The organism is Massilia sp. P2_C2 (genome assembly GCF_056404615.1).
In genome coordinates this window covers 17649-29402 of record NZ_JBFUDR010000045.1, presented here as the reverse complement: position 1 = coordinate 29402, position 11754 = coordinate 17649, and the positions used below count along the sequence as shown (strand labels likewise).

At 66.7% G+C, this 11754-nt stretch carries 10 protein-coding genes, 1 tRNA gene and 1 pseudogene; 8 read left to right on the top strand and 4 right to left on the bottom strand.

Features of this window, described 5'->3' with window-relative positions; translation table 11 throughout:
• Window positions 1-176: pseudogene (locus AC1DYX_RS08090) on the bottom strand (5-dehydro-4-deoxyglucarate dehydratase); the annotation flags it as partial.
• A 141-nt stretch (window positions 177-317) separates the two neighbouring features.
• Entirely contained in the window at window positions 318-1370 is a 1053-nt protein-coding gene (locus tag AC1DYX_RS08085; RefSeq protein WP_477258093.1) for a LacI family DNA-binding transcriptional regulator, read from the bottom strand.
• Window positions 1371-1675: 305 nt separating this feature from the next.
• On the opposite strand from AC1DYX_RS08085, the gene garD reads away from it, so the two are divergent.
• The 6 genes from garD (at window position 1676) to AC1DYX_RS08055 (ending at window position 7858) form a co-directional block, all read left to right on the top strand.
• Window positions 1676-3220: a galactarate dehydratase gene (gene garD, locus AC1DYX_RS08080; protein ID WP_477258091.1), complete on the top strand. Its 1545-nt coding sequence runs from the start codon at window positions 1676-1678 to the stop codon at window positions 3218-3220.
• A 39-nt stretch (window positions 3221-3259) separates the two neighbouring features.
• Complete coding sequence (locus AC1DYX_RS08075) at window positions 3260-4324, top strand: porin (RefSeq protein ID WP_477258089.1); 1065 nt, start codon at window positions 3260-3262, stop codon at window positions 4322-4324.
• 29 nt (window positions 4325-4353) lie between these two features.
• A complete protein-coding gene (locus AC1DYX_RS08070) occupies window positions 4354-5724 on the top strand; it encodes an MFS transporter (protein ID WP_477258087.1) in 1371 nt (456 codons plus the stop codon).
• A gap of 110 nt (window positions 5725-5834) precedes the next feature.
• Entirely contained in the window at window positions 5835-6413 is a 579-nt protein-coding gene (locus AC1DYX_RS08065) for a sigma-70 family RNA polymerase sigma factor (protein WP_477258085.1), read from the top strand.
• Window positions 6410-7192: an anti-sigma factor gene (locus AC1DYX_RS08060; RefSeq protein ID WP_477258083.1), complete on the top strand. Its 783-nt coding sequence runs from the start codon at window positions 6410-6412 to the stop codon at window positions 7190-7192. Before AC1DYX_RS08065 ends, AC1DYX_RS08060 begins: the two co-directional genes overlap by 4 nt.
• 24 nt (window positions 7193-7216) lie before the next feature.
• Window positions 7217-7858, top strand: coding sequence for an NUDIX hydrolase (locus tag AC1DYX_RS08055; protein WP_477258081.1), 642 nt, complete (start codon window positions 7217-7219; stop codon window positions 7856-7858).
• 26 nt (window positions 7859-7884) lie between these two features.
• Here AC1DYX_RS08055 and AC1DYX_RS08050 read toward each other — a convergent pair whose 3' ends face one another.
• Window positions 7885-9666, bottom strand: coding sequence for a PHA/PHB synthase family protein (locus AC1DYX_RS08050; RefSeq protein WP_477258079.1), 1782 nt, complete (start codon window positions 9664-9666; stop codon window positions 7885-7887).
• A 126-nt stretch (window positions 9667-9792) separates the two neighbouring features.
• On the opposite strand from AC1DYX_RS08050, the gene AC1DYX_RS08045 reads away from it, so the two are divergent.
• Window positions 9793-9863 (top strand) — tRNA-Cys (locus tag AC1DYX_RS08045).
• 263 nt (window positions 9864-10126) lie between these two features.
• Here the strand turns inward: AC1DYX_RS08045 and AC1DYX_RS08040 are convergent.
• Complete coding sequence (locus tag AC1DYX_RS08040; protein WP_477258077.1) at window positions 10127-10864, bottom strand: ABC transporter substrate-binding protein; 738 nt, start codon at window positions 10862-10864, stop codon at window positions 10127-10129.
• Window positions 10865-11124: 260 nt separating this feature from the next.
• Between AC1DYX_RS08040 and AC1DYX_RS08035 the strand changes: the two genes are divergently transcribed.
• Complete coding sequence (locus tag AC1DYX_RS08035) at window positions 11125-11718, top strand: hypothetical protein (protein WP_477258075.1); 594 nt, start codon at window positions 11125-11127, stop codon at window positions 11716-11718.
• The last annotated feature ends 36 nt before the right edge of the window (window positions 11719-11754 follow it).

The following is an 11754-nucleotide window of genomic DNA, read 5'->3' as shown; positions in this document are numbered from 1 at the left end:
GAGAAGAACTCGCCCGTGCCGCCGGCCGCGAACAGGGCGGTGGCGCCGTACGGGGCGAGCCATTCGAGGCGTTCGGCATAGGTGCCCGGGCGGAAATTACCTTCGGCGTCGAAGTCGGTGATGGGGAAGGACAGCAGGCCGGACGACATCACTTGCTTGAGTTCTTGCGGATTCATGTGGGCTCCAATGGTGGATGAGGGAGGGTTTGGGTTAACTTGTCAGTCATCGTACAACTAGAGCCGCGGCACCGCAAGCAGATTTTTGGGTAGGGTGGACGGCTTGCCGTCCACCCTACAGGTCATCGTACAACTTAATGCTTAGTTCACTTTTTGCGTCGTCGCCCGCTCGACGAGTTGAAACCCCACGTCGATCACATGCTCGGGCAACGGTTCCCCATTGATCCTGGCAATCAGCGCCCGGGCCGCCAGCACCCCGATGGCCCGCTTGTCGATATGGATGGACGAGATGGGCGGATGCGTGAACGCGGCGAAATCGAAGTCGCCGAAACCCATGATGCCGAGCGTTTCCGGCACGGCGATGCCTTGCGCGGCGGCCTCGATGAGGGCGCCCTGTGCCAGCACGTCGGAGCTGCATACGACGACTTCCGGTGCGTGTCCCGCCGCCAGGATCGCGCGCAGGCCTTCGCGGCCCAGGTTGAGCACCGTCGGTGGCGTCGCCATGTGCGTGGCGACGGGCGCCACGCCATGCTGTTGCAGCGCCGCCTCCAGCGCCAGGCGGCGGCGGTTCGCGCGCTCGTCGCGGGCGCAGATCGAGGCGATGCGGCGATAGCCTTTGCCGAGCAGGTATTGCGCGACCTTTTCGCCGATCCGTTCCTGCGAAAAGCCGATGACGATGTCGATGGGGGAGGGCGTCAGGTCCCACGTCTCCACGACGGGCACGCCGGTGGCCAGCAGCTTCTTGCGCACGCCGGGGTGGTGGTTGATGCCGGTCAGGACGATGCCGTCGGGCTGGCGGCTCAGGATGGCCGTCAGCAGGTCTTCTTCCTTCTGGCGCGAATAATTCGATACGGACAGCAGCAGCTGGTACCCGTGCGCCGACAATTCGTCGTTCAGGCCTTGCACCGTCTCGGCGAACATCGAGTTCGACAACTGCGGCACCACGGCGGCGATGAGCTGGCTGCGCTTCGTCGTCAGGCTGCCGGCCAGCATGTTCGGGATATAGCCGATCGCTGCCGCCGCTTCCTTCACGCGTGCGATCGTGTCCGGCTTCACCAGCCGCGGGTTGTGCAGGGCACGCGACACCGTGATCGGGGACAGCCCCGCCAGCCGGGCGACGTCCTTCAGCGTGATGCTTTTCGGCCGTTCGACCGCGTCCTGGTTGTCTTCTGCGTACTCGACCGGTTGTGTCATGCGCTGTGCCGTGTGAAAGATGTTGCGACGGGTCCGCGACGATTTTCGCTTGCGTTCACGGATGATTGCGGTATCATACCAAACGCCGGGTGCCGGGGGCAGTTTTGATCATTGCCCACGCCGCGCGGAGACAACATGGCCGACATTGAGCGGCCATATTTTTAGGATAAAAATGATTGCGGTGTCATTTTGGTCCGCGGGCGGTGCCGACGCGCTGCCGGAAGCCTGGAAAAACGACCGGGTCTTTTTTGATTCAGAAATGATTGCGCAATCATATAAAAGCAAGGGTTACACAGGAGATGCCGATGACTACCCCCCGCACCATCCGCATGCACGAGAACGACAATGTCGCCATCGTCGTCAACACCGGCGGCCTGCCGGAAGGCACTGTCTTTCCCGACGGGCTGGTATTGAGGACGCGTGTGCCGGAAGGGCACAAGGTCGCGCTGGTCGACATCGCGCGGGGTGAGGCGATCGTGCGCTATGACGTGACGATCGGCTATGCGCTGGCCGCCATCGCACGCGGCACGTGGATCGAGGAATCGCTGGTCGGCATGCCGGCCGCGCGCGGCCTCGACGACCTGCCGAAGCCCGTCCGCGACCGCGCGCCGCTGCCGCCGCTCGAAGGCTATACGTTCGAAGGCTATCGCAACCCGGACGGCTCGGTCGGCACGCGCAACATCCTCGCCATCAGCGAGACGGTGCAATGCGTGTCGGGCGTCGTCGCCTTCGCCGTCGAGCGGATCAGGAAAGAGCTGCTGCCGACCTACCCGAACGTGGACGACGTCGTCGCCATCGAGCACACCTACGGCTGCGGGGTCGCCATCGACGCGCCCGGCGCCGAGGTGCCGATCAGGACGCTCCGCAACATCGCGAAGAACCCGAACTTCGGCGGGCGCGTGATGCTCGTGAGCCTCGGCTGCGAGAAGCTGCAGCCGGCCCGCATGTTCCCGCAGGGTTCCATCCCGATTCAGAACGCGCAGCAGGAACCGGACACCGTCTGCCTGCAGGATGCGGCCCACGTCGGCTTCGGCGACATGATCGAATCCATCATGCGCTCGGCCGACAAACACCTGGCCGAACTGGACCTGCGCCGGCGCGAGACGGTGCCGGCGTCGGAACTCGTCGTCGGCGTGCAGTGCGGCGGCAGCGATGCGTTTTCCGGCGTCACGGCGAACCCCGCCGTCGGCTTCGCGAGCGACCTGCTCGTGCGGGCCGGCGCGGCCGTCATGTTTTCGGAAGTGACGGAAGTCCGCGACGGCATCGCCCAGCTGACGGCGCGCGCGCTTGACGACGCCGTGGCGCAGGCCATGATCCGCGAGATGGCGTGGTATGACGACTACCTGAAGCGCGGCGGCGTGGACCGCAGCGCGAACACGACGCCGGGCAACAAGAAGGGCGGCCTCGCCAACATCGTGGAAAAGGCGATGGGATCGATCATCAAGTCCGGGACGGCGCCGATCGCCGGCGTGCTGGCGCCGGGCGATAAATTGCAGCAGAAGGGCCTGATCTACGCGGCCACGCCGGCCAGCGATTTCATCTGCGGCACCCTGCAACTGGCCGCCGGCATGAACATGCACGTGTTCACGACGGGGCGCGGCACGCCGTACGGGCTCGCCTTTGTTCCGGTGGTGAAAGTCGCGACGCGCGACGACCTGGCGCGCCGCTGGCACGACCTCATGGACATCAACGCCGGCCGCATCGCGACGGGCGAGGCGACGATCGCGGACGTGGGCTGGGAATTGTTTCACTTCCTGCTCGACGTGGCGAGCGGCCGCAAGAAGACGTGGGCCGAGCACTGGCGCCTGCATAACGCGCTCGCGCTGTTCAACCCGGCCCCCGTGACCTGAACCGCGCGCGCACAAACACAAGAACAAACAAGGAGACACATGAAACGAGCAGTATGGATCGCCCTCGGCCTGGCCGCGGGCGCGGGCGCGCACGCCCAGACGAACGTCACGGTCTACGGCATCGTCGATGCCGCCCTGGTCGGCGAACGCGGCGGCAGCGGCGGCCACGTCACGAAAGTCACGAGTGGCGCAGCCTCCGCCTCGCGCCTCGGCTTCCGTGGCAGCGAGGACCTGGGCGACGGCATGACGGCCTTCTTCACGCTCGAGACCGGCGCGAAGATCGACACGGGCGAACTGGATGCCGCGAACACGATCTTCAACCGCCAGGCGTTCGTGGGCCTGAAGACGCGGGCCGGCACCGTCGCCTTCGGCCGCCAGTACACGCCTTACCACCTTACGCTGACGTCCGTGGCCGACCCGTTCGGCACGGGCTACGCGGGCACGGCAAAGAACCTGTTCCCCGATAACGGCACGAACGTCCGCACCAGCAATACGATCATGGTCACGTCGCCGACGGTGGCCGGCGCCCACGCTGAACTGGCGTACAGCGCGGGCGAGCAGTCGGCATTGTCGGCGGGGCGCCAGTTCGGTGGCGCGCTCGACGTCACCCGCGGCGCGCTGCGCCTGCGTCTCGCGTACAACAGCAAGAACACGGACGTGGCGGCGACCGGCGTCAGCCACGACCTGGGCCGCAATCTGCTGCTCGGCGCGAACTACGACTTCAAATGGGTCAGGCTGTACGGCGCCTACGGCATCGATCGGGGCTATAACAGTGCCCTGCTCGCCAATGCCAACAATCCGTACGGCGGCGCGAAGCCGACGCCGTCGACGGACGGCCGCGAGCTCCTGCTCGGCTTCACGGCGCCGGTGGGGCCGGGCACGTTGATGTTCTCGACCCAGCACAAGGACGACCGCACGCAGTTTAATCAGGACGCCACCGGATGGGGCATCGGCTACCTGTACGCGCTGTCGAAACACACCGGCCTGTATGCCGCGTACGCACATATCCATAACAAGAACGGCGCCGGCTATACGGTCGCCAACAACACGGAGCCGGGTACGGGCAACACCGGCTACAACCTGGGCATCCGCCAGGCGTTCTGACCTGGCGCACACCAATCTCTGGAGGGACCATGGAGCACACAACGACCGCCGCCATGCCGGCCGCCGCGACGAAACTCGCGTCGCGCACGCGCTGGACCATTCTGACCATCCTGTTCATCGTCACGACGATCAATTACGCGGACCGGGCCTCGATCTCGATCGCCGGCCCCGAGATCCGCAAGGCACTCGGCCTCTCGCCCGTCGAGATGGGCTTCGTCTTTTCCGCGTTCGCCTGGGCTTATGTCGCGGCCCAGTTGCCCGGCGGCTGGCTGCTCGACCGGTTCGGGTCGAAGATCACCTATTTCTTCAGCATCTTCCTGTGGTCGCTGTTCACGATGCTGACGGGGGCCGTCGGCTTCCTGACGGGCGCCACCGCCGTGGGCGCGTTGTTCGTGCTGCGCTTCCTCGTCGGCGCGGCCGAGGCGCCTTCGTTCCCGGGCAACAGCCGCATCACGTCGGCGTGGTTCCCCACGCACGAGCGGGGACTCGCGTCCGCGCTGTTCAACTCGGCCCAGTATTTCGCGACCGTGCTGTTCGCGCCGCTGATGGGCTGGCTGGTGCACGCGTTCGGCTGGCAGAGCGTGTTCGTCGTGATGGGCGGACTCGGGATCGCGCTGGCCTTCGTGTGGCTGAAGGTCATCCACGGTCCGAAAGACCATCCGTCCGTCAGCGCCGGCGAACTGAAATACATCGAGGAGGGTGGGGCGCTCGTCGACCTCGACGGCGCCAAACGTCATGCCCAGCCGCGCGCCGTCGACACCCTCGCCTGCGTCAAGGAGTTGCTGGGCAACCGTATGCTGCTGGGCGTCTACATCGGCCAATATTGCATCAATACGCTGACGTATTTCTTCCTCACGTGGTTTCCCGTCTACCTCGTGCAGGAACGCCACATGACGATCCTGAAGGCGGGCTTCGTCGCGTCGCTGCCCGCCATCGCCGGCTTCCTCGGCGGCGTGTGCGGCGGCGCCATCTCCGACCGCCTCGCGAAGGCCGGTTTCTCGCTGTCGCTGTCGCGCAAGGTGCCGATCGTGGCGGGCATGCTGCTGTCGATGAGCATGATCGCCTGTAATTACATCGAGGGCGATATGTTCGTCGTCGCCGTGATGGCGTTGGCGTTCTTCGGCAAGGGCGTCGGCGCGCTGGGCTGGGCCGTCGTGGCCGACACGTCGCCGAAGGAAGCGGGCGGCCTGTCGGGTGCATTGTTCAACACTTTCGGCAACATCGCCGGCATCACGACGCCGATCGTCATCGGCTACATCCTGCAGGGAACCGGATCGTTCGCCGGCGCGCTCGTCTATGTGGGCGCGAACGCGGCCGTCACGATCTTCAGCTATGTCTTCATCGTGGGCGAGATCAAACGGGTAAAACTGGTAAAGTCGCTCAGGACGGCAACCGCTTAGCCGTCCGGCTGCGCGGGATCCGTTGCAGTCGGGCGCGCAATGTGTAACAGGTTCCCTGTCATGGCATTGTCACGTTACAATGTTTGCATTAAGTCAATGATGGGGGCGCCGTGATCCCGCACACCGACCAGGACGATCAGCTGTACCGTCTGCTCGCCGCCGTGGCCATGCAGGACCGACATGCGTTGCGCACATTGTATGACGTCACGTCCGCACAACTGTTCGGTTTTGCGCTGCGCGTGCTGCACAGGGAAGACCTGGCGGAGGAAGCCCTGCGCGATACCTTCGTGTCGATCTGGCATGCGGCACCCGGCTACCAGATGCACGTGGCGCCTCCTCTCACATGGATGGTGACGATCGTGCGCAACAAGGCGCTGCACATCCGGCGCCGCACGCATGCGGCCGCGGGCGACGGCGACCTGGACATCGAGGCGRCCGACGGCCTGGCCGACCCGTCCTCCGGACCGACCGACCCGGCGCAGCTGTCGCGCGATGCCCGGGCGCTGGCCCGCTGCATGGAGACGCTGGCGAGCCGCCAGCGCCAGGCGATCGGCATGGCGTATCTGCACGGTTTGTCGCACGGCGAAGTGGCGGAGCGCCTCGATCTGCCGGTCGGTACTGTCAAGACATGGATCCGGCGTGGCCTCGTCCGCCTGCGCGACTGCCTGGGGCAGCGGGAGGCGCCATGATCCTGCGCGATTTTCCCGCGCTGCGCGACTCCTCCACGTTACGCGACAGGCTCGCGGCCGAATACGCGCTGGGCACGCTGCGCGGTGGAGCACGGCGCCGTTTCGAGACGTGGCTGCGCGACGATCCGGCGCTGCGCGACGTTGTTGCCGGCTGGCAGGAGCGGCTGGCGGCGCTGGCCGAGCTGGACCTGCCCAGGATGCCGCCTGCGCGTGTATGGACCGCCATCGAGCGCCGGCTCGACCCCGCCGCCATCGCGYCGCGCGCGCCGTGGTGGCAGTTCTGGCATAGCGACGTGGCCCGTCCGTGGGGCGTGCTGGCCGTGGGTGCGTGCGCGGCCTGGCTCGTGCTCGCCGTCAGCAAGACGATGCCGGACATCGCGCCGCAGCCGCACCAGATCGCGGCCCTGTCCGACGCGCAATCGCACACGGCGCTCGTCGTCACGGCCGACACCTCACGCGGCCGGCTCGATGTGCGCGTGGCCGAAGAAGTCCACGTGCCCACCGACCGCACCCTGCAACTGTGGGCGATCACCCGTACCGGCAAACCCCGGTCGCTCGGCATCCTGCCCGGCAACCGCAGCACCGATCTGGCGCTCGACGCGCGCGCCATCGATCCGGACGTCGCCCTGCTGGCGATCAGCCTGGAGCCGAAGTCCGGCTCGCCGGATCCGACGGGGCCGACCGGACCCGTGCTGTACAAGGGTAGCTGGGCAAGCCTGAGAATCCGTCCCTGTCATCGAGAATCGTCGTGCTTTCCTGCTTTCCTGCTTTCCTGCTGACCTTATCGACCAACCACGATCGCCATGGACGACACCTGGACCTATCACCCCCACCCGGACGAGCACGGCGCCAGGGTGCGCCTGCGCGCGCCCTCGTGCGAAGCGAACCTGGCACGCTTGGCCGACCCGCGTGCCGGCGTGACGTTCGTGCCGGGCAGCGCCTGCGCGGACGTGCTGCACGGCGTACCGTTCGTGACCTGCACGGCGGCGGACGTCGAGGCCGCCTGCCGGCGCGTGGCTGTGGAGGGCGGCGTTGCCGAGCCGCCCTTCGAACCCCCGCCCGGCAAGCGGGCCGCGGCCGGTGCCGTCGTGCGCGAGCCGGACGGCAGGATATGGCTCGTCGCGCCGTCGAACGGGTTCGGCGGCTATGCGACGACATTCCCGAAGGGCCGCGTGGAACCCGGCGTGGCGCTGCAGGCAACCGCCATCCGCGAAGTCTGGGAAGAGTCGGGCCTGCTCGTGGAGCCGACGGCGTGGCTCGGGGACTTCAGCCGCACGCAGACCTACACGCGCTTCTACGTGGCGCGGCGCATCGGCGGCCACCCGGCCAACATGGGGTGGGAATCACAGGCCGTGCACCTCGTCACGCCGGCGGATGCGGTCCGGCTGTTGAACCGGACGACAGATCACGCCGTGCTGGAGGCGCTGCTGGCGCTGGGGGCCTAGTACTGCCGGCGCAAGCTTGTCCGCGCTCATGGCTGCAGCACATAGTTGCCGGGCGCGTCGCGCAGGCTGCGCGGCGGAGGAGGAGGATCCACGCACGCCCCGGCCTGGCGCGCCAGCCAGTGCTCCCAGGCCGGCCACCAGCTGCCTTCGCGCTGGCGGGTTTCGGCCTGCCAGGTATCGGGATCGATGTACGGCCCGTCGTGCTCGTGCGTGCTCACCTGGTAGCTGCGGCCCGGCTTGCCCGGCGGTGAGACGACGCCGGCATTGTGGCCGCCCGTCGTCAGCAGAAATGTCACGGACGTATCGCTGAGCGGAATGATCTTGTAGACCGAGCGCCACGGCGCCACGTGGTCCGTCATCGTGCCCACCGCAAAGATGGGGATGTGGATGTCGGTCAGCGACACGGGCCGGCCGTCGACGACAAGGCGCGCGCTCGCCAGGCTATTCTTCAGGAACAGGTTGCGCAGGTATTGCGAATGCATGCGGAAGGGCATGCGGGTGGCGTCCGCGTTCCATGATGCGAGGTCGTTGTCGTGGTCCGGGATGTCGAGCAGGTAGTGGCGCACGCGCCGCGACCAGATCAGGTCGTTCGAGCGCAGCAGCTGGAAGGCGCCGGCCATCTGGCGCGTGTCGAGATAGCCCTGCTGCCACATGACGGCTTCCAGGAAGCTGACCTGGCTTTCGTCGATGAACAGGGACAACTCACCCGGTTCCGTGAAATCGACCTGCCCCGCCAGCAACGTCATGCTGGCGAGCCGCTCGTCGCCGTCGCGCGCCATGGCCGCGGCCGCGATCGCCAGCAGCGTGCCTCCCAGGCAATAGCCACAGGCATTGACCTGGGGCGCGCCGGTCTCCCGCACGACCGCATCCAGCGCGGCCATCACGCCAAGGCGGCGGTAGTCGTCCAGCGACAGGTCGCGGTCGTCCGCCTGCGGATTCTTCCACGAGATCATGTAGACCGTATGGCCATGCTCGACGAGGTAGCGCACGAGCGAGTTGTGCGGGGAGAGGTCGAGGATGTAGTACTTCATGATCCAGGCCGGCACGATCAGCAGTGGCACGGCATGCACCTGTGGCGTGACGGGATCGTAGCGTAGCAGCTCGATCAGGTGGTTTTCCAGGACAACCTTGCCGGGCGTAACGGCGACATCCCGTCCGGGCAGGTAGCTGACGGGCGCCGAGGTGCCCGCCAGCGTGCGGCGCAGGTCGGTGCCGGCGCGGAGCAGCCCGTGCACCAGGTTCTGGCCGCCGCTGGCGAGCGTGACCTGCTGCGCGACGGGATTGGTGGCGACGAAGTTCGGTGGCGCGACACCGTCCAGCAACTGGCGCGTGATGAAGGTGACCACGTCGCTGTGGTGCGAAGACACGCCGCGCACGCCCGAGGTGGCCCGGTGCCACCATTGCTGCGTGAGCAGGAAGCCCTGGCTCATCTGGTTCCAGGGCCAGGCATGCCACAGCGGATCGTTGAAGCGCTTGTCCTGCGCCAGCGGCTGCACGGGCTCGGCGGCCGTGCCGAACATGGCGCTGGTACTGTACTGCAGCCAGCGCTGCACGTTGCTGATGGCCTGGACGCCCAGTTCCATCTGCTTGGCGGGCGACAGCAGCAGGTGATTGGCCCAGTCCTGCCAGGCGCTGGCCAGGGCGGCCGGCGACACGTAGCCGGTGAGGCGTCCCAGTGCGGCATTCAGCGCGAGGTCGATATGGGCATGCTCGACGCTGGCCTCGGGATACCGGGGCCGCGCGCCACCCTGCCAGGTACTGGCTTCGCGCCGTTGTTCACTGGGCGGGATATTGGACAGGACGTTCATGTTGCCTCCGAAGCAGGGCCGGGTGTATATTTGACCAGAAACCGGCATTGGAGTGCCGCACTCGTGAGTTGGATCGCTTGATGCGGCACAGTTCGCAGCCCGGGCGTCCGACATAAGATCATCCACGGCGAGGTAGCAAAGCGGTTATGCGACGGCTTGCAAAGCCGTTCAGACGTGTTCGACTCACGTCCTCGCCTCTCGGTTTCTCTCCACACCGCTCCTTGACGGTGGTTCAGGACGGTGCAGCGGCCTCGGTGGCCGCCGCCGCGTTGCGTAAGTACAACGCGACGGCAAAACCGCAGATCAGCGTGGGCTGGCTGCCGGACCCGGCCATGACAAGGAAGAGTACGGCTGTACACCCAAGGCGTTCCGGGCCCTCGCGACTCAACCGGGCGAACAGGATCCTGCGGGACCGTCTGTATGAACCGTCACGCCATGTGATCGCCGGCGCAGCCGTCCCTTACCCGGCCGCGCCTGGCGCGACCGACGCGCCCTCGATGCCGTGGCGTGCAAGCGCGTCGGCCACGAACCCGCCCGCTTTCATCTCTTCGACGAATGCCGCCAGGAATGCCGCTGCTTCCGCGCCGCGCGATCTCGGCACCCCTATCGCCTGCTGGATGACCATGAAGCGGCCGTCGAGCAGGCGCAGGCCGCCCAGGCGCCGCGCATCCGCTTCCAGTTGCTGCTTCACGCCCGCCGCGACGTCGGCGCCGAGTTCCAGGAACGTGTCGACCACGGCGGGCGACGTCGGCGAGCGCTCGATCCGCGCGTGTTGCAAATGCCGCGTCAGGAACAGGTCGTAGGCGCTGCCCTTGCCGACGACGACCCGGTGCGCGTCCCGGTCGACGTCCTCGTTGGCGCGAATCGGCGAGCCGTCCTTCACGAGATAGCAGCCTTCGATCAGCACATAGGCCGCGCTGAACGCGATATTGGCGCCGCGCACCGGATCGATGGCGAAGAAGCCGATGTCCGCCTGTTCCGACGCGACGACGTCGACCGACTTGCCGGCGGCGTCCACGACGACCAGTTCCAGGTCCACGCCGAGGCGCCGCGCGAGTTCGCCCGCCAGGTCGACGGACACGCCGCGCGCGCCGCCGCCGTCGCCCTGGCAGGCGAGGATAGGATTGCCGAGGTTGATGGAGGCGCGCAGCTTGCCGGTCGGGGTGAATGCAGAGAGGAGGGTAGGTGTGGGTCGCATGGTCGTCGGGTAGAAAGGCGGGGAAGCTTCGGGACTTTCGTCCGCCGTGGGGTCAGGTTGTGGCGAATGCGTATGGTCCAAAGTCCGCTGCGATCCGGACAGCGGTCATCTGCCGCCGACTGACCGCTAAGACAAGCGACCGAATTTCATAGCAATTTCTGCACACGACGGGAATTTGCGCAATAAACGTTAGAGTAACGTAGACAGGGCGCATATCTTGGCACGAGGTTTCGACGCCAAACATGGTTAGCAAAATGCGAATGAGCACCCTGACGCAATCGCCGGCGCGGAATGCCCGGGCATTTCGCTCAGCCGTACTCGTGGCCATGATCGTGCTGGCCGGTTGCGGCGCCGGTGGAGGATCGCTTGCGAGTGCAGGCGTGCCCGCTCCGACACCAACGCCGCCGCCGACCACCTGGAGCAACATCAAGCGGGGCGGCGAGGGATCCGTCACGGGCCTTGCCTTCCATCCGACGTCGGCGAACGTCCTGTACGCACGTACCGACATCGGCGGCGCCTACCGCTGGGACCCGATCACGATGAGCTGGACACCGATCGCCGGCGGAATCGGTGCGAGCGCCGCGCAGAGCAGATTCCGCGGCATCGAAAGCATCCTCCTCGATCCGAACAACGACCAGCCCATCTACATTGCCACCGGCAAGTACACGTTCGTGGCCAACGGCCGCATCTTTGCTTCCAGCGATCGCGGCGCCACCTGGACGCATCTTGACCTGCCGTTCCCGCTGGGCGGCAACAATCCCGGCCGCGCCATGGACGGGCGCCCGATGGTCGAGCCGCACCTGCCCTCGACGCTGTTCCATGGCCCGCGCACGGCCGGTCCTGGTTCATCGTAGCGCAGTTGCCGGGCGCATCGCGCTCGTAGGCGAGGC

Bases quoted from the DNA above. Each gene is read 5' to 3' on its own strand.
- AC1DYX_RS08040 (WP_477258077.1), bottom strand. From the start codon at position 10,864: ATGCGACCCACACCTACCCTCCTCTCTGCATTCACCCCGACCGGCAAG.
- garD (WP_477258091.1), top strand. From the start codon at position 1,676: ATGACTACCCCCCGCACCATCCGCATGCACGAGAACGACAATGTCGCC.
- AC1DYX_RS08035 (WP_477258075.1), top strand. From the start codon at position 11,125: ATGAGCACCCTGACGCAATCGCCGGCGCGGAATGCCCGGGCATTTCGC.
- AC1DYX_RS08075 (WP_477258089.1), top strand. From the start codon at position 3,260: ATGAAACGAGCAGTATGGATCGCCCTCGGCCTGGCCGCGGGCGCGGGC.
- AC1DYX_RS08070 (WP_477258087.1), top strand. From the start codon at position 4,354: ATGGAGCACACAACGACCGCCGCCATGCCGGCCGCCGCGACGAAACTC.
- AC1DYX_RS08055 (WP_477258081.1), top strand. From the start codon at position 7,217: ATGGACGACACCTGGACCTATCACCCCCACCCGGACGAGCACGGCGCC.
- AC1DYX_RS08050 (WP_477258079.1), bottom strand. From the start codon at position 9,666: ATGAACGTCCTGTCCAATATCCCGCCCAGTGAACAACGGCGCGAAGCC.
- AC1DYX_RS08085 (WP_477258093.1), bottom strand. From the start codon at position 1,370: ATGACACAACCGGTCGAGTACGCAGAAGACAACCAGGACGCGGTCGAA.